General features: G+C 41.7%; 25 protein-coding genes. 18 read left to right on the top strand and 7 right to left on the bottom strand.

Features of this window, described 5'->3' with window-relative positions:
* The 3 genes from OTG27_RS14790 to OTG27_RS14780 all read left to right on the top strand — a co-directional run bounded on the left by OTG27_RS14790 (window position 1) and on the right by OTG27_RS14780 (window position 2148).
* Window positions 1-1137 carry a bifunctional cystathionine gamma-lyase/homocysteine desulfhydrase gene (locus OTG27_RS14790; RefSeq protein WP_034308604.1) on the top strand — a complete coding sequence of 379 codons (1137 nt, stop codon included), beginning with the start codon at window positions 1-3 and terminating at the stop codon, window positions 1135-1137.
* 116 nt (window positions 1138-1253) lie between these two features.
* Entirely contained in the window at window positions 1254-1520 is a 267-nt protein-coding gene (locus OTG27_RS14785) for a YrhC family protein (protein ID WP_034308601.1), read from the top strand.
* A 487-nt stretch (window positions 1521-2007) separates the two neighbouring features.
* Entirely contained in the window at window positions 2008-2148 is a 141-nt protein-coding gene (locus OTG27_RS14780; protein ID WP_076365157.1) for a YrzI family small protein, read from the top strand.
* Window positions 2149-2470: 322 nt separating this feature from the next.
* Here OTG27_RS14780 and OTG27_RS14775 read toward each other — a convergent pair whose 3' ends face one another.
* Window positions 2471-2659 carry a hypothetical protein gene (locus OTG27_RS14775; protein WP_057278866.1) on the bottom strand — a complete coding sequence of 63 codons (189 nt, stop codon included), beginning with the start codon at window positions 2657-2659 and terminating at the stop codon, window positions 2471-2473.
* Between the two features lie 190 nt (window positions 2660-2849).
* Here OTG27_RS14775 and sigK point away from each other — a divergent pair, with 190 nt between their 5' ends.
* Window positions 2850-3572 (top strand): RNA polymerase sporulation sigma factor SigK, encoded by a 723-nt coding sequence (gene sigK, locus OTG27_RS14770; RefSeq protein WP_034308596.1) that lies wholly within the window; start codon window positions 2850-2852, stop codon window positions 3570-3572.
* Between the two features lie 188 nt (window positions 3573-3760).
* Here the strand turns inward: sigK and OTG27_RS14765 are convergent, their stop codons facing one another.
* Entirely contained in the window at window positions 3761-4072 is a 312-nt protein-coding gene (locus tag OTG27_RS14765; protein ID WP_268563518.1) for a hypothetical protein, read from the bottom strand.
* A 152-nt stretch (window positions 4073-4224) separates the two neighbouring features.
* Between OTG27_RS14765 and OTG27_RS14760 the strand changes: the two genes are divergently transcribed.
* On the top strand, window positions 4225-6015 hold the full coding sequence (locus tag OTG27_RS14760) for a M3 family oligoendopeptidase (protein WP_268937293.1): 1791 nt from the start codon (window positions 4225-4227) through the stop codon (window positions 6013-6015).
* Between the two features lie 66 nt (window positions 6016-6081).
* Here OTG27_RS14760 and pssA read toward each other — a convergent pair whose 3' ends face one another.
* A complete protein-coding gene (pssA, locus tag OTG27_RS14755) occupies window positions 6082-6621 on the bottom strand; it encodes a CDP-diacylglycerol--serine O-phosphatidyltransferase (protein ID WP_268563520.1) in 540 nt (179 codons plus the stop codon).
* Between the two features lie 137 nt (window positions 6622-6758).
* Here pssA and OTG27_RS14750 point away from each other — a divergent pair, with 137 nt between their 5' ends.
* A complete protein-coding gene (locus OTG27_RS14750; RefSeq protein WP_268937291.1) occupies window positions 6759-7544 on the top strand; it encodes a phosphatidylserine decarboxylase in 786 nt (261 codons plus the stop codon).
* A 47-nt stretch (window positions 7545-7591) separates the two neighbouring features.
* Here the strand turns inward: OTG27_RS14750 and OTG27_RS14745 are convergent, their stop codons facing one another.
* Complete coding sequence (locus OTG27_RS14745) at window positions 7592-7732, bottom strand: sporulation histidine kinase inhibitor Sda (protein WP_034311351.1); 141 nt, start codon at window positions 7730-7732, stop codon at window positions 7592-7594.
* 466 nt (window positions 7733-8198) lie between these two features.
* Between OTG27_RS14745 and OTG27_RS14740 the strand changes: the two genes are divergently transcribed.
* Genes OTG27_RS14740 through OTG27_RS14705 form a run of 8 tightly spaced genes read left to right on the top strand, consistent with a single transcriptional unit; the run spans window position 8199 to window position 13212 of the window.
* Window positions 8199-8720 carry a YqeG family HAD IIIA-type phosphatase gene (locus tag OTG27_RS14740; protein ID WP_034308582.1) on the top strand — a complete coding sequence of 174 codons (522 nt, stop codon included), beginning with the start codon at window positions 8199-8201 and terminating at the stop codon, window positions 8718-8720.
* On the top strand, window positions 8717-9826 hold the full coding sequence (gene yqeH / locus OTG27_RS14735; RefSeq protein WP_222619913.1) for a ribosome biogenesis GTPase YqeH: 1110 nt from the start codon (window positions 8717-8719) through the stop codon (window positions 9824-9826). Before OTG27_RS14740 ends, yqeH begins: the two co-directional genes overlap by 4 nt.
* Window positions 9827-9846: 20 nt before the next feature.
* Entirely contained in the window at window positions 9847-10689 is an 843-nt protein-coding gene (gene aroE, locus OTG27_RS14730; RefSeq protein WP_063575642.1) for a shikimate dehydrogenase, read from the top strand.
* The gene (gene yhbY / locus OTG27_RS14725; protein ID WP_034308574.1) at window positions 10683-10973 is read left to right on the top strand and encodes a ribosome assembly RNA-binding protein YhbY; all 291 of its coding nucleotides are present in this window, start codon (window positions 10683-10685) and stop codon (window positions 10971-10973) included. Before aroE ends, yhbY begins: the two co-directional genes overlap by 7 nt.
* Before the next feature lie 11 nt (window positions 10974-10984).
* Window positions 10985-11554 (top strand): nicotinate-nucleotide adenylyltransferase, encoded by a 570-nt coding sequence (locus tag OTG27_RS14720; RefSeq protein ID WP_034308571.1) that lies wholly within the window; start codon window positions 10985-10987, stop codon window positions 11552-11554.
* Window positions 11544-12116, top strand: a complete 573-nt coding sequence (gene yqeK / locus OTG27_RS14715) for a bis(5'-nucleosyl)-tetraphosphatase (symmetrical) YqeK (protein WP_054400178.1) — start codon at window positions 11544-11546, stop codon at window positions 12114-12116. The genes OTG27_RS14720 and yqeK overlap by 11 nt, the downstream gene beginning before the upstream one ends.
* Window positions 12116-12472, top strand: coding sequence for a ribosome silencing factor (rsfS, locus tag OTG27_RS14710; RefSeq protein ID WP_034308569.1), 357 nt, complete (start codon window positions 12116-12118; stop codon window positions 12470-12472). The genes yqeK and rsfS overlap by 1 nt, the downstream gene beginning before the upstream one ends.
* Complete coding sequence (locus OTG27_RS14705; protein ID WP_057278859.1) at window positions 12469-13212, top strand: class I SAM-dependent DNA methyltransferase; 744 nt, start codon at window positions 12469-12471, stop codon at window positions 13210-13212. The genes rsfS and OTG27_RS14705 overlap by 4 nt, the downstream gene beginning before the upstream one ends.
* Before the next feature lie 98 nt (window positions 13213-13310).
* Here OTG27_RS14705 and comER read toward each other — a convergent pair whose 3' ends face one another.
* Entirely contained in the window at window positions 13311-14141 is an 831-nt protein-coding gene (gene comER, locus OTG27_RS14700; RefSeq protein ID WP_222619912.1) for a late competence protein ComER, read from the bottom strand.
* Window positions 14142-14251: 110 nt separating this feature from the next.
* Here comER and OTG27_RS14695 point away from each other — a divergent pair, with 110 nt between their 5' ends.
* From OTG27_RS14695 to OTG27_RS14685, 3 genes are all read left to right on the top strand, one after another.
* Window positions 14252-14887, top strand: a complete 636-nt coding sequence (locus OTG27_RS14695) for a helix-hairpin-helix domain-containing protein (RefSeq protein WP_268937290.1) — start codon at window positions 14252-14254, stop codon at window positions 14885-14887.
* 68 nt (window positions 14888-14955) lie between these two features.
* Window positions 14956-15516 (top strand): ComE operon protein 2, encoded by a 561-nt coding sequence (locus OTG27_RS14690; RefSeq protein WP_095678550.1) that lies wholly within the window; start codon window positions 14956-14958, stop codon window positions 15514-15516.
* An 18-nt stretch (window positions 15517-15534) separates the two neighbouring features.
* The gene (locus tag OTG27_RS14685; RefSeq protein ID WP_268937289.1) at window positions 15535-17841 is read left to right on the top strand and encodes a DNA internalization-related competence protein ComEC/Rec2; all 2307 of its coding nucleotides are present in this window, start codon (window positions 15535-15537) and stop codon (window positions 17839-17841) included.
* Window positions 17842-17917: 76 nt separating this feature from the next.
* On the opposite strand, the gene OTG27_RS14680 is transcribed toward OTG27_RS14685, so the two are convergent.
* Window positions 17918-18052: a YqzM family protein gene (locus OTG27_RS14680; protein ID WP_034308559.1), complete on the bottom strand. Its 135-nt coding sequence runs from the start codon at window positions 18050-18052 to the stop codon at window positions 17918-17920.
* Between the two features lie 340 nt (window positions 18053-18392).
* Between OTG27_RS14680 and holA the strand changes: the two genes are divergently transcribed.
* Complete coding sequence (holA, locus tag OTG27_RS14675) at window positions 18393-19406, top strand: DNA polymerase III subunit delta (protein ID WP_063575645.1); 1014 nt, start codon at window positions 18393-18395, stop codon at window positions 19404-19406.
* Window positions 19407-19499: 93 nt separating this feature from the next.
* Here holA and rpsT read toward each other — a convergent pair whose 3' ends face one another.
* Window positions 19500-19766, bottom strand: a complete 267-nt coding sequence (gene rpsT, locus OTG27_RS14670) for a 30S ribosomal protein S20 (protein WP_034308554.1) — start codon at window positions 19764-19766, stop codon at window positions 19500-19502.
* Window positions 19767-19932: the final 166 nt, after the last annotated feature.

Raw genomic sequence — 19932 nt, 5'->3', positions numbered from 1 at the left:
ATGAGAAAAAAAACACAATTGATCCATGGCGGCATTTTTGGTGATGAACAAACAGGAGCGGTTTCGGTGCCGATTTATCAAGTGAGCACCTATAAACAGGATGGTCCGGGGAATCATCGGGGCTATGAATATTCCCGTACAGGCAACCCGACCCGCCATGCCCTCGAAGAATTGATCAAGGATCTCGAGGAAGGAAAAAGAGGTTTCGCCTTCGGATCAGGAATGGCAGCGATGACTGCGGTTATGATGCTGTTCAGTCATGGTGATCATGTATTGATGACAGATGATGTTTATGGAGGTTCTTTCCGGGTCATCACTAAAGTGCTTAACCGCTTTGGGGTGGAAGCTACGTTCATCAATACGAGTGACATACACTCGATCGAAAAAGAGATAAAGGACAATACGAAAGCACTGTTCATTGAAACTCCGACGAATCCATTATTGAAAATCACCGATTTGGAAGAAGTATCAAAAATAGCAAAAGAAAACGGCATCCTCACCATTGTGGACAATACCTTCAGCACGCCTTACTGGCAAAATCCGCTTTCACTTGGAGCCGATATCGTGCTTCATAGTGCAACGAAGTATCTGGGGGGACACAGCGATGTTGTAGCGGGTCTTGTCGTGGTGAATGATGAAAAGATTGGCAATGACCTTCATTTCATCCAAAACTCCACAGGAGGCGTGCTGGGGCCCCAGGATTCATGGTTGCTGATGCGAGGCATTAAAACGCTGGGAATCAGGATGGAAGAGCATGAAAAAAACACATCTCAAATCGTTCGTTTCCTATCCGGGCATGAAGGCGTTTCGAAAATCTATTACCCAGGTCTTGAAAACCACCCAAATCATGATATTGCCAAAAAACAATCGCGTGGATTCGGCGGTATGGTTTCATTTGATGTCGGCAGTGCGGAAAAGGCCGAGTCCGTTTTGAACAAAGTGAGATACTTTACACTTGCGGAAAGTCTGGGGGCAGTGGAGAGCTTGATTTCCATTCCGGCTTTGATGACACATGCTTCCATTCCGGCTGAGCGTCGTGCAGAACTTGGGATAACGGATGGGTTGATTCGTATTTCAGTAGGTCTGGAAGATGTTGAAGACTTATTGGAAGACTTGGAACAAGCGCTGCAAGGATAATCGTTTAGGGACCCGTAATTCATAGCTGACTGCCATTATTTACACCCTGTCATTTGGAATAAATATGGTAGAATGAGATATCGATATCTTATTAGCTTGAAAGAAGGTGGAATGGCATGAAAAACCGCAAAAAACAAACGGCGGCAATGCTGCGTTCGAAAATGGTCGATTTTAAACAATTTGCGATCACTTTGTTATGTGTGGGTTCGTTCTTCTATATAGGAACCATCCTTCCCACTGGCGACAAAGCGATGATTGACACATATGTCTATATGGGAGCGACAATCATGTTCCTTGGCATATCCATAGTATTTTTCTCATTATCAAAGAAATATAAGAAGATCTTGGCCGAAATGGATGACCAGGACACTTTACAACAATAGAAGCAAACCTGATTCTTATAAAGAATCAGGTTTTTTTATTTTTCAATTGTTGTAGCCCATTAAGGGGCAGATTTATCATACGACTTACCTCCTTTAGGTAATAATAGCTCATGAAAATGGGTAGAAAGATCGAAATTTTCAAAAAAGTAGGCAAAAGCCGTTTACAATTTTCAGATTTGTGGATATACTTACCAAGTAATAAAAAATATTCCAAAGGAGGTCGAAGAAAATGACATTGTATCTACATGGAGTCGTCGCAATCAGCCGGTCCGTTTCAAATGACAATCACATAACATTCGACCTGTGCCAAGCGGAATATTTCTAAAGCAATTTGGCTTTATTAATCATTCAGACATAGTGGCCGCAGGGAGAAGTGTTTTATCCTGCGGTCTTTTTATATTCTCTAAAAAAGCCCGCAGGAGGACGTAACTTTCTGCGGCCTTTTTATGCCTTTTTGTTGGGCCGCTCCCTTAAAGGAGGTGATATTATGACACTGAATATGCTTTTTTTCACAATCACGATTAAAATGAAAAAAATGACTGCCGAGGAATGTTTGCAACAGGAGAGAATCCACAAGATTCGAGAAGAACATTTAGATAAAGCGTTGAAGCATCGTCCTTTTTTCTAAAAACATATGAGGTAGGTATTCCGTTCAAAAAAAATAAAAGAAAGGTGGAGGTTAATATGTTGAACTTGTTTTACGTAAAAGGAGAGAAGCGTTGCTATTGGCAGGAGAAGGATACCGGCTAACGTATTTGCCGGCGCATGGACAGCATTGTGATGGTTTGTATGTATAGGAACAGCGGAAAATGGCATTGGAAACGTGATGAATTGAAGAGATGTTGATCAAGATGGTCATGACGCTGATCAACTCGGAACGCCAACGTTAGATATGAATAGGTAAAATGGGAAAACTCGGCCTGATGGCCGAGTTTTTTTCTTTGCCTGAATCAGCAGCACGGACCTGATCCTCCATAACCAAATCCACATCCCGGCAACCACCAAAACCCGAAAATGAGCAATAAAATCAGGAGGACAATAAACAGGCCATAACCAAAGCCGTAACCGGACCCTGAATAACAAGGCGCAGGAGCCGGATAACCATAGCTGCATCCGTATGGTCCATAGTTATATCCCATCGAAAAACCCCCCTTTCCCTAAAATTTTCCCTATCATTATATGAACATTTGCCTTCGTTCGTTTGGGAATTCATCCAGGCTGGTTTGAACATTTAACACTTTCGTGATTTCTTTTAGCGGGACAGGCACGAACAAGCCCACTGTTGCATAGGTATGAATAGGGAAGCCAAAGAAACGGGGGATGAAGCCAATGCCCGGAATACTTACAGTTGTCGGTTATATTATCAAAGAATTTTACTTATTCGTTTCCTATGTGAAAAACAATGCTTTTCCCCAGCCCTTGTCATCTCAGGATGAAAAGAAATATCTGAAGCTTATGAGTGAGGGGGACGGTGATGCCCGTAACATCCTGATCGAGCATAATCTCAGGCTTGTTGCCCATATCGTCAAGAAATTCGAGAATACGGGCGAAGATACAGAGGATTTGATTTCGATTGGGACAATTGGTTTGATAAAGGCCATTGAGAGTTATTCGGATGGGAAGGGTACGAAGCTGGCCACATATGCGGCGCGATGCATTGAGAATGAGATCTTGATGCATTTACGAGCGACAAAGAAAACAAAGAAAGATATTTCCCTGCATGATCCGATCGGTCAGGATAAAGAAGGAAATGAAATCAGTTTAATCGATGTACTGAAATCGGAATCGGAAGATGTCATCGATACGATTCAGCTCAATATGGAAATTGAAAAAGTGAAAAAGTATATTGATATTTTGGATGAACGCGAAAAGGAAGTCATCGTAGGCAGGTTTGGACTGGATTTGAAAAAGGAGAAAACCCAGAGGGAAATCGCTAAAGAGCTTGGCATTTCCCGCAGTTATGTATCAAGGATCGAAAAACGTGCTTTGATGAAGATGTTCCATGAATTTTACAGGGCAGAAAAAGAGAAGGAAAAGAAAGCTAAAGGATAGGAATGGTAAACAAAGAGAGTGCGGGGAAATTCCCCGCACTCTTTTTTTAATATTTATTTCTGATCAAATCTGTAAATGCATGATAAATCTCGATTCCCTGAAAAAGGAACAGACGTGAAGCGGTTAAAGAAAAGACCCCTACCATAATTAGTCGAAACCACATATGAATCACTCCTCCATTTTATTTTTTATAAAATGTCAGAGCGTGAGGCTACGTAATTCGCCTGATAAAAAACGGGACTGAGATATCGCCGTCGAAGATTCGACGGAAAATAAAGAAAGCCCAAAATGGTAAATTCAAAAATGAGTATGACGATAAGTGACTGCCATGAACTAAAGGACGGCACGAAAGGCTGTTTCTTGTCGGCCTTATCCCAATGGTGAACATCGGTATGTTCTTCAATGGTTAGCTGCTGTGCATGATGGTGGAACTGTATGGGCAGTGTCCAAAGGAGCAGGATGATGGCAGACATGTGAATAAAGAATTTCATATGAATCAACCACCCCTTTCCTAAGATTATATTCATCATAACATGCTTTTAATCTGGGATATAGAAAAATGTTCTGAAAAATACTGAAAATTCCTTTTAATTAGAAAAATATTGAATGAACCTCTATAATGGGGTTAGTGATAAAAAGGGGGCAATTTAGTATGGGATATTCTATGACATGGGATTTGGATATCTTTTTTAAAGGGGGAAGCTCTTCTAAGGAGTTCCTGATTTTTTTAGATGAATTCAACGAAGAGGTAAAAGAATTAGACAGGCTTGTAAGCAATATCAATCCGGCAGGAAATGATGAATTCAGCTTAATCCAGGCATTTGATCTTTTTAAAAATACAAATATGAAATCTTCGCAGGCAGGTGCTTTCATTGGATGCCTGGAAGCTCAAAATGCGCAGGATAAGAAGGCCGGTCAGCTGCGGATCAAACAAATGAAGATAGTCGCTTCACTAAAAATGGTGTTAAGCAAGCTGGATGAAAAGTTGATGCAGCTTGATGATGCATTTTTCATGAAAATCCTCGAAAAAGAACCATTGAATGAATTTAAATTCGTATTGAATGAACGTCGGGAAAAGGCAAAGGAAAAGCTTTCCGTGAAGGAAGAATCATTAATCACCCAATTGGCCATGGACGGTTTTGAAGGTTGGAGCCAAATGTATGATACGATCGTCGGTTCAATGACCATCCCTTATAAGGGTGAAAAGCTTTCTGTAGGCCAAGCGGCGAATAAATTTTCTGATCCTGATGAAAGGACCCGGAAAGAATTATTTACAGCGTGGGAACAGGCTTGGGAGGAAAAAAGTGACCTGTTTGCCCGGACTTTGAACCACTTGGCTGGCTTCCGTCTCAGTGTGAATGAAAAAAGGGGCTGGGATGATATTTTGAAAGAGCCTCTTGAAATAGGAAGGATGAAAAAAGAAACCCTCGAAAGCATGTGGAATGTAATTGCCGATCATAAAGAGCCGCTTGTGAGATTTTTAAAAAGGAAAGCGGAGTTACTGGATTTGGATAAATTAAGTTGGGCGGATTTGGATGCACCGCTCGCTGCTACGGCAGAATCCAAAGTAATGGATTATCAAGAAGGTGCAGACTTCATCATCCAGCAATTCGCTAAATTCGGCTCTCAATTAGCGAACTTCACCCAAAAAGCTTTTGAAGACAGCTGGATTGAAGCTGAGGACAGACCAGGTAAGAGACCAGGCGGTTTTTGCACCGGCTTTCCATTGAATAAGCAGTCAAGAATTTTCATGACGTATTCGGGCACACCGTCCAATGTATCGACATTGGCTCATGAATTGGGACATGCATTCCATTCTTATGCGATGAGGGATATCCATCCATTGAATCGGTCATATGCAATGAATGTGGCGGAAACCGCTTCCACTTTTGCTGAAATGGTCGTAGCGGATGCAGCTGTTAAGGAAGCAGCCAGTGAGGAAGAAAAGCTGGTGCTTTTAGAAGATAAAATTCAGCGTTCCGTGGCATTATTGATGAATATCCACGCACGTTACTTATTCGAAACTAGGTTTTATGACGAGAGGAAGCAAGGATATGTCAGTGCCGAACGGTTGAATGAACTGATGGTCGATGCACAAAAAGAAGCTTATGGCGATGCTTTAAGTGATTATAATCCAACTTTCTGGGCTTCAAAGCTCCATTTTTATATTACAGGTGTACCATTTTATAATTTTCCGTACACATTCGGTTACTTATTCTCATTAGGCATATACGCGAATGCCCTGAAAGAACCTGAAGGATTCGAAGAAAAATATATCGCTCTATTAAAGGATACCGGTTCCATGAAGGTCGAGGATTTGGCGGAGAAACATTTAGGCGTCGATTTAAAGACCCGGGATTTTTGGGAGGAAGCGGTCAATGCCTGTATGGAGGATGTAGAAGAATTCATGCGTTTGACCGACCCATTAGTCCGAAAAGCATAAGATGGGCTTAGGTGGAATAGGAACAAAAGAAAGCGGATGTCCGGTTTAGGACATCCGCTTTTCTTATTAAACTTTCTTCAGTTTAAATGGACTGACCATGAGTAATGATAATATAATCATGAGGGATAAGAAAAAGACCGGATGGAAATACGGAATGGCTAAATAACTTAAAGTGGCGATGCAGCCCGCAACCGTAATGGGCACTCCTGTAAAATATCCATTGCTTTCACTTATATTGAAGCGGGCGAGACGAAACGCGCCACAGCCAATATAGAAAACCGTGAAGAGTGTGCCAGGTGCTCCGAATTCTATCAATATTCCTTGGTATAATAATAGAGCCGGTGCGACTCCAAAGGATATGATGTCACACATGGAATCAAGTTGCTTACCCAATTCCGATTCAATGTTGAATTTCCGTGCAACCATACCGTCAAAGCGATCTGCAAGGGCAGCCAGGAAGATTAAAAGCAAGCTTAAATTCAATTGACCGTGCATCACGGCAATTATCGCAAATCCACCAAGGGATAAATTAATTAAGGTAAGTATATTTGCTGTTTGTGCTTTCATTTTTTTAATGGTTTGATCTAGGGCGTGTAAAAAAAACATCTTTTCACTCCTTTCAAGTGAAACAAATTAAAACAAAATATAGTAAACATAAGTATTTATTATATAATAATATTTTATTTAATACAATTTATGCAAGAGAATTTTAGAATAATTTTACAATTTGGAGTGGTTATATTTTGTTTCAGTCTTTATATCGCGTTCTTATTGAACTGACGAATGGTCAGTTTTCATCAGGTTTATTAAAACACTTTAGCCAATCTCGTTGGAGCAGGCCCTTAATTTTACTTTATGTAAAAACATTCAAGCTTAATACACAGGAATTTGGTAAGGAGTTAAAAGCATATACCAATTTGCACGAGCTATTTACAAGGCAGTTAAAGGCTGACGCGAGGCCAATTACGGCAGTTCCATCTGCTGTAGCTTGTCCCGTGGACGGTGTACTTGAGGACTCAGGGGAGATACACGCTGATAAAAAGATCGTCGTTAAGGGAAAGGTATATTCAATGGAGGAAATGCTCGGGGATGAGCTTTTATTGGAAAAGTACTTAGGCGGCAAATATCTCGTGTTATACTTAAGCCCGAGTCATTACCATAGGATCCATGCGCCTATCAAGGGTTCCGTGGTCAAGCGATGGACGCTTGGAAGGAAATCATACCCCGTTAATAAATGGGGGATGAAATATGGAAAAGAGCCTTTATCAAAAAATTACCGGACAATAACTGAACTACAAAATGAGGCGGGAAATCTGGCAATGGTGAAAGTCGGGGCCATGTTCATAAATTCGATCGTCATTACTGATGATTCGGATCAATTGGAAAAAGGGCAGGAGTTTTCTTATTTCAGCTTTGGGTCCACAGTTGTGCTTCTTTTTGAAAAAGGAAGTTTTGAACTTGAAGGAAACATATCCATTCCCGCAGATGTCCGTGTAGGTGAAACAATCGGATTCATGAGAGCGGTCTAACTTCAAAATAAGAGGCTGACATTTGATGTCAGCCTATGTATTTCATATTAAAATATGGACCGGATTTTATGTGTTAGGGACCTTCGATGAATTTCCGTTTCTATGAGGCGGATGAAATCGGTACTCAACTTTAAATTCTGTGCTTTAAAATAGGATTCAAGCAACAGGTCATCAGATAGTTTTTGCATCAGAACGCCACTTAAGGGCTGCTCACCTCCAGTAGGGATTGCGAGGAATAATTTGGTGTTTACCTGCATATATTGATAAGTCTTCCTTGATGTACCCCTACTGTATCAGAAATAAACTTGGAGAACAATCGTTCTGTTATCCACAGATGAAAGTGGATAACCTGTGGTTAAGTTGTTTGCAAAGTGAACGAAATGGTGCCCATCAGTATGGAAAATGTTAGTAAAGTTATCCACAGGTTGAATAAATGAAATTTTTGTCGAAATCTTTTATGAATAATTAGTTCTTTGGTTCTGGTCTGCCTGCAAATTTCCCATTATTTAATGAAAAATGACTTTCCATATCAGAAAACATACATTATGATGTTTCTTTACCGTCAGCCATTCTTTCCTAATTTTTTTTGAAAGTGGGCTGAAAATTCGATATGATGGAAACGGTAAATTTTAATGAAAATATAGAGGTGCCAATATGCTTAAATTATTTTTGCCGAGTGAACATGTTAAAAGCATTTTTAATATAGATCCTCAAGAATTGAAAAAAAGAGGGATTAAGGGCGTCATTACCGATTTGGATAATACTCTCGTTGAATGGGACAGGCCGACTGCCACCCCCGATTTAATCAAATGGTTCGACAATATGCGGGATCATGGGATTTTAGTGACGATTGTGTCCAATAATAATGAAAATCGGGTTCGGGCTTTTTCCGATCCGCTTCACATTCCGTTTATCTTCCAGGCCAGAAAACCGATGGCAAGGGCTTTCCATAAAGCCCGTAAGACAATGGGGTTGAAATTAGAAGAAACGGTGGTAATCGGCGATCAGTTATTGACGGATGTATTGGGAGGGAACAGAGGCGGGTTTCATACGATCTTAGTGGTCCCTGTCGCACAAACCGACGAATTCAGAACAAGGATCAATCGTTATTTTGAAAGAAAGATCATGGCGTTTTTTAAACGAAAAGGAATGATAGAATGGGAGGATCACAATTGAACAATCATCAAGAATTAGTGTGCATCGGCTGCGGTGTGAAGGTCCAGACTGAAGATCCGAAGGAGTTGGGCTTTGCCCCTAAATCGGCTCTGGAAAAAGAGAGCATCGTTTGTCAGCGCTGCTTTAAATTGAAACATTATAACGAAGTTCAGGATGTATCCTTAACAGACGATGACTTCTTGAAAATCTTGAATAAAGTAGGCGAAACCGACTCTTTAATCGTCAAAATCGTCGATATTTTTGATTTCAATGGAAGCTGGCTGCCTGGCCTTCATCGATTTGTAGGAAGAAATGATGTTCTTCTGATCGGAAATAAGGTCGATTTATTGCCTAAATCGGTAAAACCGAACAAGTTGATCAATTGGATGAAGCAATCGTCCAAGGAATTGGGTCTTAACCCGATCGATGTCCTGCTTGTCAGTGCGGAAAAGGGAAAGCACATACTTGAAGCGGCGGATGCGATCGAGCGGTATCGCAGAGGAAAAGATGTCTATGTGGTGGGCTGTACGAATGTAGGAAAATCGACTTTCATCAACCGTCTTATAAAAGAAGTGAGCGGTGAAAGTGATATCATCACGACTTCCCACTTCCCTGGGACTACCTTGGATATGATTGAAATTCCTTTGGATGATGAACAGGCATTGATCGATACACCTGGAATCATTAATCATCATCAAATGGCTCACTATGTGGACAAACGGGACTTCAAGGTGATTATGCCGAAAAAGGAAATCAAGCCGAGAGTGTACCAACTGAATGAGGGGCAGACGCTATTTTTCGGAGGGTTGGCCAGGTTGGACTATGTTTCAGGCGGAAGGCGTTCATTGACTTGCTACCTTTCGAACGAATTGAATATTCACCGTACGAAACTGGAAAATGCCGATGAATTGTATAAAAACCATGCAGGGGAATTACTGACTCCCCCACGGCCGGAACAAATCGAGGAATTTCCGAAGCTGATTCCACATGAATTTTCCTTGAAAGATGGTAAAATGGATATTGTGTTTTCTGGTCTTGGCTGGGTGACGGTCAATGAGCCAGGGGCCAAAATCGTTGCACATGTTCCAAAGGGCGTCAATGTGATCGTTCGCAAATCATTAATCTAAATATAGGGGTCGTCTAGTCTATGAAAAAGATATATGGGGTAATGGGAGATCCAATTGCACATTCGATGTCACCGGACATTCATAATGATGCATTTGAAAAAGAAAATATAGAAGCGGTTTATCACCATTTTCATGTGACGAAAGAAGGTTTGAACGATGCCGTGAAAGGCATGAAGGCCCTTGGTATAGAAGGGTTTAACATCACGATCCCTCATAAGACATCAATCATCCCTTTCCTTGATGAAGTGGATGAACTGGCCCTGGCAATCGGGGCTGTAAATACGGTTGTTAACAAAAATGGTCGGTTTATAGGGTATAATACAGACGGAAAAGGATTTTTTAAATCTTTATGCGATGAAATATCAGGTGACATCAAGGCTAAAAAAACGTTAGTGATCGGAGCGGGCGGTGCTGCGCGTGCGATTTATTTTACCCTCGTGAAAGAAGGGGTAAAGCAAGTAGATATTGCAAACCGGACAAAGGAAAGAGCGGCCCAGCTTGTTTCTGATTGCCCTTATGATAAAGTATCGAAGGCACTCTCGATTATCGAAGCGGAAGAAAGCTTATCACAATATGATTTAATCATCCAAACGACTTCTTCTGGAATGAGTCCTGAACTGGATCATTCGCCGTTAAAGGTCGACCAGCTTAAAACCGGTGCAATTGTCAGTGATATCATCTATAACCCTCTAAAAACCAAGCTGCTGCGTGAAGCTGGGGAAAAAGGGGCGGAAACGCAAAATGGTCTGGGAATGTTCATCAACCAGGCTGCGCTTGCCTTTGAGATATGGACAGGCATTATGCCGGATACAGCAAGAATGACAGATATTGTCTTGAACAAACTAGGAGGTAACACATGTTAACAGGAAAACAAAAAAGATTTTTACGATCAAAGGCCCATCACCTCAATCCAATTTTTCAAGTTGGTAAAGGCGGAGTCAATGATAATCTCATCAAGCAAATTGGTGAGGCGCTTGAAGTACGTGAATTGATCAAGGTCAGCATCCTGCAAAACTGTGAAGAGGACCGCAATGATGTGGGGCTTACTTTATCAAAAGGTGCACGGGCTGAATTGGTTCAGATTATCGGCAACACAATTGTGCTATATAAAGAATCAAAAGAAAACAAACAACTTAAATTACCTTAAGGAACCTATCTATGAAAAAAATTGGAATTCTTGGCGGTACATTCAATCCTCCGCATATCGGGCATTTAATTATAGCCAATGAAGTGCTGGATGCCCTTGAGCTAGATGAAATCAGGTTCATGCCAAATCACGTTCCTCCACATAAGGAAAAATCGGAGGAAGTAACCGATATGGACAGGCTGGCCATGTTGGAAAACGCGATAGCCGGAAACCCATCTTTTTATATTGAGGGTATTGAAATAGAAAGAAAAGGCACATCTTATACGTATGACACGATAAAATTGCTTAAAGAACTTGAGCCAGCCAATGAGTTCTATTTCATAATTGGCGCAGATATGATTGAGTACTTGCCGAATTGGCATCGTATCGACGAGCTGGTGCATATGGTCAATTTCGTCGGGGTGAAGCGCCCTGGATATAATGAGAATACCTTATACCCGATCACGATGGTGAAAGTCCCGCAGATGTTCATTTCGTCTTCCATGATACGAAGGAAGTTAAGAACAGGGAAAACCGTGAAGTATTTAATAGCAGATCCAGTGGTGAAGTATATTAAAGGGAATGGTTTATATGAATCGTGAGAAAGCATTGGCGCTGGTCAAAGAACAAATCACCGAGCGCAGGTACATTCATACCTTGGGTGTGGTCGAGTCAGCGATTGAACTTGCTGAACGATATGGTGCCGACGTCAAAAAAGCGGAACTTGCAGCCATTTTCCATGATTATGCAAAATTTCGTCCTAAAGAAGAAATGGAGCAAATAATAATCGCTGAAAAAATGGACCCGGCGTTACTTGAATATAATATGGAGCTGTGGCACGCTCCTGTCGGGGCTTATCTGGTGAATAAGGAAGCAGGCATTCAGGACGCTGAAATCTTGGATGCGATTGCCTATCACACGTCTGGCAGGGTTGGCATGAGCCTTTTGGATAAAGTCGTATACCTTGCTGATTATATCGAGCCGGGGCGTTCTTTTCCCGGTGTCGACGAAGTCAGGCAGACAGCAAAGCAAAATTTGGATCATGCTGTCATCCAGGCTTTAAGGAATACAGTTGTTTTTTTAATGAAAAGAAATCAGGCAATTTACCCTGACACATTTAAGACATATAATGATTTGATCATGAATTTGAAGGAGAAGATGTAATGACTGAACGTGAACTTCTTGTAATTGCAGCAAAAGCGGCGGATGATAAAAGAGCGGAGGATATCGTGGCATTGAACATGCAAGGTATTTCCCTTGTTGCGGATTACTTTTTGATCTGCCACGGTAATTCTGAAAAACAAGTACAAGCAATAGCTCGTGAAATGAAGAGCAAAGCTGATGAATCAGGAATCAATGTAAAGCGTCTTGAAGGTTTTGACGAGGCGAAATGGGTGCTTGTGGATCTTGGCGATGTAGTGGCCCACATTTTCCATAAAGATGAAAGAAACTACTATAACCTTGAACGTCTATGGGGAGATGCACCTTTTGAAGATCTAGAGAGTGAACTGACTTCATGACTTACGAACGCTTTGCCTATGTATACGATGAATTGATGAAGGACGCACCTTATGAAAAATGGCTGATGATCCTTACGGCGAAGCTGGAACAGTATGGAATTGGTGGAAGGAAAGTCCTGGATTTGGCATGTGGAACCGGGGAAATGACCGTTGAATTGGCGCAGCACGGATTCGAAGTCACCGGCGTGGATTTATCTGATGAAATGCTTCTTGTAGCTAATGAAAAAGCGGTTAAGCTTGGATTATCGATTCCGCTTTTCCAGCAGAATATGGCAGAACTCGAAGGACTTGGCCAATTTGATTGTGTCACGATTTTTTGTGATTCGCTGAACTACCTTCGTGACGAAGAGGATATCGTCAAGACGTTCAGCCGGGTTCATGAGCATTTGAAGGATGGCGGATTATTCATGTTTGATATCCATTCCCTATATAAAATGGAAGAAATCTTTAGTGATCATACGTTTGCTGTCAATGGTGAAGAAGTATCCTATATATGGGATTGCTTCCCGGGTGAAGAACCTTACAGCGTGGAACATGATTTAAGTTTTTTCGTAAGGGATGATGAAAGCGGTCTTTATGACCGTTTTGATGAGTTGCATTATCAACGGACCTATCCGGTTGAACAATATAAAAAGTGGCTGGAGCAAGCAGGTTTCACGGTTTCAGAAATTCTGGCGGATCTTGAAGAAGCACCGCTTGTAACGGAAACCGAAAGAATCTTGTTTGTAGCCAGTAAATGATAAAAGAGGTCAAGATCTCCGTTCGTACTAGGACGATAGGAGGTCTGACCTCTTCTTTTTTTTACTTTTAGAAGGAATTGAGATCTTGATTACGAATATTAATAAGGATGGCCGAACTGTTTTTCAACTTCGTGAAGATCCTCTGCAAACTTTTCATGTGTCGCCTGAAAAAGATGATGGAACATTTCCCCGGTTTCAGCTTCTAAAACCTTGATCCCCTCACCTGTTATTCCACCTTTTACACAAACCTTTTCCTGTAAGGTCGGCAATGTATAAACCCCTTTACCGAGCAATTCCCCTAAGCCGACCAGCATATTCTCAGTCAAAGTCGTAGCCGTTTCTTTATCTATCTTCGTCGTTTGGCAAGCCGCGTCAATGAAAGCTTGAGCTAAATAGCTGAAGAAGGCAGGGCCGCAGCTGACAATATCGGAAGCTACCCGGGTGATATCATTTTCAATGATGACCGGTGCCGATATGGCGGAGGCCAAATCAAATAAAGCTGACACTTTCTCCTTACTGCAGCTCTCGCTGAAACTCAGTAACGATACGCCTGAACCCACACGGTTCGTTATACTCGGGATAAAGCGGGCACAGGGTGCATTCACTGCTGATTCGAGCTGGGAGACGGAAAGCGGGCTTGTGATGGAAATAACCAGCTGATCCCTTTTTATATGCTGTTTGATGCCTTGTAATAGGCTGTTAATTTGCAATGGTTTTACACAGAGAAAGATAAAGTCCGCTTGTTCGACGATTTCGGCTGCGCTTTCCGCAACCTTTATACCCGGATGTTTCTCTTTCAGCACCAATGCTTTGGAAAGTGTGCGATTTGTAATGATTAGATCTGCCGGATTCAATATTTTTGCCTCCAGCCATGCCTCGATTAAAATGGTACCCATATTTCCGGTTCCGATAACACCGATTTTCTTCAATTCCGATCAACTCCTCTCACTTAAAGCGATTGATTCTCCTAAAAACACTATGTATTTTTAATCTGTCCTATGACAATGTATCGTGCGAAAACCAATAAGGAGGTAAAGAAATGGAAGGGATTTTAAAAAGGAAAATGACGATGATTACCGTTGCCGTGGCGTTTGTGGCAGGGGGCATTTACTTTTTTTCTCAACAAGGGGAGGATCCGGCTGAAACGGAAGATATATTTTCGGTTACTGCAAAAGAAGCTGAAATGGAACAAAGTGTAAATGAATCGGCTGCCGAGCCTGAGATCATTAAAGTGGATGTTAAAGGAGCGGTCAAGTCCCCGGGCATCTTTACTGCACAGGCAGGTGACCGGGTGATTGATTTGATTTCCGCTGCGGGCAGTTTTACGGAAAAGGCTGACACGGATAAAGTGAATTTTGCCCAAATCATCGAAGATCAAATGGTCATTTATGTTCCGGAAATAGGTGAAGAAGACAAAGCGGACTTGGAGAATATACAAGTCAGGACGTCTGGTGATGCCGTCACTAAGGGTACGTCAGGAGGGCTGGTGAACTTGAATACTGCTACACAGGAAGATTTGCAAACCTTGACGGGAATTGGACCATCCAAAGCGAATGCGATCCTGGAATACAGGGAGACGATAGGGAAATTCAAGGAGGTCGATGAATTGAAGCAGGTTACGGGAATCGGCGATAAAACGTTTGAAAGGTTACGGGATTCCATTTCGGTGAAATGAATGCTACACAAATGGACAGGAAGAGGGTAAAATTGAAGAAAATCATTCTAGGGGTAAGGGGATACAACATGAACAGAATTAGTTGGGATCAATATTTCATGGCACAAAGCCATTTATTAGCTTTAAGAAGCACATGTACACGCCTCACTGTAGGGGCGACCATCGTCAGGGACAATCGAATCATTGCTGGGGGATATAATGGGTCCATTGCGGGAGGGACGCATTGTATTGATGACGGCTGTTATGTAATTGATAACCATTGTGTCAGAACGATACATGCAGAAATGAATGCACTTTTACAATGTGCGAAATTTGGGGTGCCGACTGATCAGGCGGAAATATATGTGACGCATTTTCCGTGTCTTCAGTGCTGTAAATCACTCATCCAAGCTGGCATAAAGGCCGTTTATTATGCCGAGGATTACAAAAATCATCCATATGCCCTCGAATTATTCAAACAGGCGGGTGTCAAGACCGAGAAGGTTGAAGCAAAAGGGGCCATCGATGTGAATGGAAAACAAAAAAAGGACTTTGTATTCTCATTGCTAGCTCAACTTGAACAAAACGGTCTGGGAAAAGAAGATTTATTGGCATTGGAAAAGCAGGCCAATCAGATATTTGAAAATTAAATAGGACGGGGGGCAGGCATGGCCAGACATCTTATCTTACTGGCCGCTTCAGCTACATTTGGTGTTACGGCCCATTCTCTTTTAAATGTAAGGCTGCTGATCATTATCCTAATTTTTCTCTGTTTCCTTTATTTTTCGGTGGGCTTAAGTGTGAAGGCCCTTAGTTTTCATTTGGTGATCATGGGGATATTTTTAGGGGCCGCCTCCTTCTCCGATCACCGAAACAAAACTGCCTATCATGGAACGGAAAGCCAATTTATCATCACATTTACCGACCAACCGAATATAGATGGAAATTCATTAAAAGGATTCATTGGCAGTGAGAAAGGCGAACGGCTATTGCTTCGTTATAAAATCACGACCGAATTGGAACAGGAAAAGCTTAGTCAGTTTCTTCGAATCGGTTTATCTTGTCCGGCTGAAGGGACATTGCAAATTCCCGAGAAAAACAGGAATGAAAACAGTTTCGATTACCAGCGTTATCTTTTCCGCCACGGCACCCATTGGATATTCAAAGCGGATTCCATTTCATTTCAAGAATGCAAAGAAGGTGGAAACTCGATTCTGCTTTCGATTCGTAATTTGCGCCTGAAGGGGATTGCATATATTAGAGAACACTTTCCTGAAGAGTCGAGCGGTTTTGTCACAGCGCTCATATTCGGTGACCAGAGATATATAGATGAAGGGGACCTTACTAATTATCAGCGGTTGGGGTTGGTTCATTTACTGGCGATTTCCGGCCTTCATGTCAGTTTTTTAACGGGGGTGTTATTTTACATCGGCATCAGGGTTGGGATTACACGGGAAAGAATGATGATGGCCATCTTACTCTTCCTTCCGGTTTACATGTTACTTTCAGGTGCCAGTCCATCAATGGTGCGATCCTGTTCAATGGCTATGCTTTTCTTTCTACTCCTGCTATTCAAGAAGCGGATTTCAGCGGGTGCCGCAATTGCATCGACTTATTTGGCACTTTTGTTTTTTCGGCCTAATATGCTTTATGATATAGGTTTTCAGCTTTCATTCGCGGTCACATTCTCCATTATCATGTCTACAAGCATCTTCTTGCAATACCCGAACAAATCGATGCAGCTATTCATCCTCAGTTCCATCTGCCAACTGGCAGCCCTTCCGATTTTGCTTTTTCACTTTTTTGAAGTATCTTTACTTGGAGTGTTTCTGAACGTATTGTATGTTCCGCTTTATTCCATCATATTGCTGCCATTTTCACTGATTTCCCTCCTCATTCATTTATTACTGCCTTCCTTTGGTCAACCTCTCATATCATTATTGAATTTCACCTTCGTACTCTGCAATAAAGCCGCAGATGCAGCATCGGGATTGCCGCTCGCCTCCATACCGTTTGGAAAGCCGCCTTTCCTCATGATGTTACTACTTGTTATTTCCCTTATAGGGTTATGCCTGACTTGGGAAGTATCCTTTGAAAAAAGTAAAATCTGGTGCGGAATGATAATCGTCCTTTTACTTTTGCAATATAACTTACAAAGGTTCTCGCCTTTCGGTGAAGTGCAAATAATCGACGTAGGACAAGGTGACTCCATTTTCATTTCCCTGCCTTTCAATCGCGGTAATTATTTAATTGATACGGGCGGGCAAATTACATTTCCAATCGATACGTGGGCGATAAAGCGAAAGAAGTTCAACACGGCGGATGATATCATTATTCCATTATTGAAAAGTAAAGGAATCCACCAATTGGACAAATTGATTTTAACCCATCCGGATGCAGATCATATGGGAAGTGCAAAAGAGTTAATAGATCATTTTAAAGTTGCGGAGATCATCATTGGAGGCTGGAGTGAAGAGCAATATAGGGATATGGATCTTGTAGCCGTGGCGAGAGAGAAAAAAGTGAAAATGACCGTCCTGAAAAGGGGGGACCAATGGGTGGCGGGCGGAGTGCGGTTTGCTGTGCTAAGTCCTTTTAAGCAAGAGGAAGATAAGAATGATTCATCCATCGTTCTATTCACGGAGCTTGGCGGAGTGTCATGGTTATTGACCGGCGATATGGGAGAAGAAGGGGAGAGGGAACTTTTGAGAACATTTCCGCAGTTGCAGGCGGATATCTTGAAGGTCGGTCACCATGGCAGTAAAACGTCTTCTTCCGCGCCCTTCCTTGAACAGCTGCAGCCGAAAGCGGCGCTTATTTCAGTTGGAAAAGATAACCGCTACGGGCACCCTCATGGAGACGTAATTGGGAATTTGGAGGGGAATGGCATAAAAGTGTTCAGGACGGACGAGGATGGTTCTATTATTTACAAGTATTACAAAAGCAGTGGAACCTTTCTGAAGACTCTCCCATAGTATATAGAAAATCAAAAAGAAAGGGACTGCAGCAGCAGCCCCCATCAGGAAAAATAAGTGCATGTAATGAATGAAATCAGGATCCGACAGCTTTAATGACGACAGCTATGGTGAACATGGCAGCGAAAAATACAAAAGAACCGATGAATCCTATAGCGGAATCAGCGACGTCATCTGTCTTTGATTGAACATTCTTTTCGAATTCGTTCATTATTAACCCCTCCTATTTCTGCTAATAGTATAAAACATTACCAAAAAAAAATCTACAGGCTTCATTCCTTCATTTCCTTTACTGACAAGAGTTGTCACAAATAGTTTGGGATTTTGAGGTCAAAATAAAAGTACAAACAAAGCAAGCGAAAAACGAAAAGCTCATTTGTTCTACATGAATACTCTACCCGCTTTCAAGGGAGATTACCCGGGCCTTTCTTGAAAGTGTTCATATAGATCCGGAATTAGCCCTTTTAAGGGCTAGTTCCCTTTATAGCTTGTCAAATGGTCCATCCACCTATACCATTAGAGAAGAATACATAGTAAAGAGGCGGATTCTATTGGTATTAGACGTTTGGAAAAGTATAAAAAAAGGGCAATTCGCGCCAGTATACTTGTTATATGGGACGGAAGCCTATCTAATTAATGAAACGAAGCAGCTATTGATCGACAATGTCCTTCATGAAGATGAGATGGATTTTAACTTTTCTCAATTTGATTTAGAAGAGACGCCTGTTGAAACTGCGCTTGAAGATGTCGAAACCCTCCCGTTTATCGGGGAAAGGCGCCTTGTCTTCATGCAAAACCCATTTTTTTTGACAGCTGAAAAAACGAAGTCAAGAGTTGAGCATAATGTGAAAAGACTGGAAGCGTATTTGGCTGACCCGGTTCCATATTCTATTGTCGTATTGACCGCACCTTATGAGAAACTGGATGAACGGAAAAAAATCACCAAGGAACTGAAGCGTAAGGCGGTTCTCGTTGAAGCGAAGAAGCTTGGTGATCATGAGTTAAAGGGGTGGGTGAAGGAGAGGGTCGAAGCTTCTTCAGTCCGAATAGATGAGCAGGCTACAGAGCTTTTACTTGAACTTGCAGGAACGAATCTGATGATGCTGACGAATGAACTGGATAAAATGGTGCTTTATACGGAAGCTGAGAAGCACATTACAGTCGAGGTAGTGGAAAAGCTGGTCGCAAAATCCCTTGAACAGAATATCTTCACACTTGTTGATCATGTGTTACAGAGAAAAATGGAGAGTGCCATGACGATACTGCACGATCTTCTCAGGCAGAATGAAGAGCCGATCAAGATCTTGAGTGTCATGGCAGGTCAGGTCAGGCTCATGTATCAAGTGAAGGAGCTTTCCCGTCAGGGCTATAGCCAGCAAAAAATTGCGGGTCAACTGAAGGTGCACCCTTACAGGGTAAAGCTGGCACTTGAAAAGACGGGGAAATTCCAGGAACGCGAGTTGTTGAGCATCATGAACGACTTAGCGGAAGCGGATTATAAAATGAAGACCGGCCAAGCGGATAAGGCAATCACGCTTGAGCTGCTGCTTTTAAAAATTAGATGATAAAAAAGGTGGCAGGCAGATATCCTGTCACCTTTTTTATGCAAAAAACGGCACAAAAAAAACGATCCGATTGGATCGTTTAATTTTTTGTCATTATGCGTTAAGAGCGTTAAGTCTTTTCGCTAAACGAGATTTTTTACGGGCTGCCGCATTTTTATGGATTAATCCTTTAGATGCAGCTTTGTCTAATTTCACAGCAGCTGTTAAAAGAGCTTCTTTAGCAGCTTCAACGTTTTCACCAGCTAATGCAACTTCAGCGTTTTTCACTGTAGTACGCATAGTTGATCTAACAGTAATGTTATGAACGCGTTTTTTGTCGTTGATTTTTACACGTTTAATAGCAGATTTAATGTTTGGCATTCCGTTCACCTCCTACAAAGAAATCGAGATTATATGAACTCGACTTTTCAAATCCATATCAAATAGCACAAGTGATATTCTATCAGACTGCTCATAAATATGCAATACTTCAGATTGAGAATCGAAAAGGAATTATAATTTCAGTAATAAATTCATCTCGTCATCA

The organism is Peribacillus sp. AS_2, assembly GCF_026891895.1.
GTDB classification, from domain to species: domain Bacteria; phylum Bacillota; class Bacilli; order Bacillales; family DSM-1321; genus Peribacillus; species Peribacillus frigoritolerans.
This window is presented reverse-complemented; position numbering and strand designations above follow the sequence as displayed.

Excerpts from the sequence above, each read along its gene's own strand:
- OTG27_RS14685 (WP_268937289.1), top strand. The coding sequence starts at position 15,535 with ATGGCCAGACATCTTATCTTACTGGCCGCTTCAGCTACATTTGGTGTT.
- OTG27_RS14790 (WP_034308604.1), top strand. The coding sequence starts at position 1 with ATGAGAAAAAAAACACAATTGATCCATGGCGGCATTTTTGGTGATGAA.
- OTG27_RS14690 (WP_095678550.1), top strand. The coding sequence starts at position 14,956 with ATGAACAGAATTAGTTGGGATCAATATTTCATGGCACAAAGCCATTTA.
- OTG27_RS14695 (WP_268937290.1), top strand. The coding sequence starts at position 14,252 with ATGGAAGGGATTTTAAAAAGGAAAATGACGATGATTACCGTTGCCGTG.
- pssA (WP_268563520.1), bottom strand. The coding sequence starts at position 6,621 with ATGTTTTTTTTACACGCCCTAGATCAAACCATTAAAAAAATGAAAGCA.
- OTG27_RS14720 (WP_034308571.1), top strand. The coding sequence starts at position 10,985 with ATGAAAAAAATTGGAATTCTTGGCGGTACATTCAATCCTCCGCATATC.
- yqeK (WP_054400178.1), top strand. The coding sequence starts at position 11,544 with ATGAATCGTGAGAAAGCATTGGCGCTGGTCAAAGAACAAATCACCGAG.
- OTG27_RS14760 (WP_268937293.1), top strand. The coding sequence starts at position 4,225 with ATGGGATATTCTATGACATGGGATTTGGATATCTTTTTTAAAGGGGGA.
- OTG27_RS14785 (WP_034308601.1), top strand. The coding sequence starts at position 1,254 with ATGAAAAACCGCAAAAAACAAACGGCGGCAATGCTGCGTTCGAAAATG.
- sigK (WP_034308596.1), top strand. The coding sequence starts at position 2,850 with ATGCCCGGAATACTTACAGTTGTCGGTTATATTATCAAAGAATTTTAC.
- OTG27_RS14745 (WP_034311351.1), bottom strand. The coding sequence starts at position 7,732 with ATGCAAAAACTATCTGATGACCTGTTGCTTGAATCCTATTTTAAAGCA.
- OTG27_RS14705 (WP_057278859.1), top strand. The coding sequence starts at position 12,469 with ATGACTTACGAACGCTTTGCCTATGTATACGATGAATTGATGAAGGAC.
- OTG27_RS14780 (WP_076365157.1), top strand. The coding sequence starts at position 2,008 with ATGACACTGAATATGCTTTTTTTCACAATCACGATTAAAATGAAAAAA.
- OTG27_RS14680 (WP_034308559.1), bottom strand. The coding sequence starts at position 18,052 with ATGAACGAATTCGAAAAGAATGTTCAATCAAAGACAGATGACGTCGCT.
- rpsT (WP_034308554.1), bottom strand. The coding sequence starts at position 19,766 with ATGCCAAACATTAAATCTGCTATTAAACGTGTAAAAATCAACGACAAA.
- rsfS (WP_034308569.1), top strand. The coding sequence starts at position 12,116 with ATGACTGAACGTGAACTTCTTGTAATTGCAGCAAAAGCGGCGGATGAT.
- OTG27_RS14740 (WP_034308582.1), top strand. The coding sequence starts at position 8,199 with ATGCTTAAATTATTTTTGCCGAGTGAACATGTTAAAAGCATTTTTAAT.
- OTG27_RS14775 (WP_057278866.1), bottom strand. The coding sequence starts at position 2,659 with ATGGGATATAACTATGGACCATACGGATGCAGCTATGGTTATCCGGCT.
- aroE (WP_063575642.1), top strand. The coding sequence starts at position 9,847 with ATGAAAAAGATATATGGGGTAATGGGAGATCCAATTGCACATTCGATG.
- yhbY (WP_034308574.1), top strand. The coding sequence starts at position 10,683 with ATGTTAACAGGAAAACAAAAAAGATTTTTACGATCAAAGGCCCATCAC.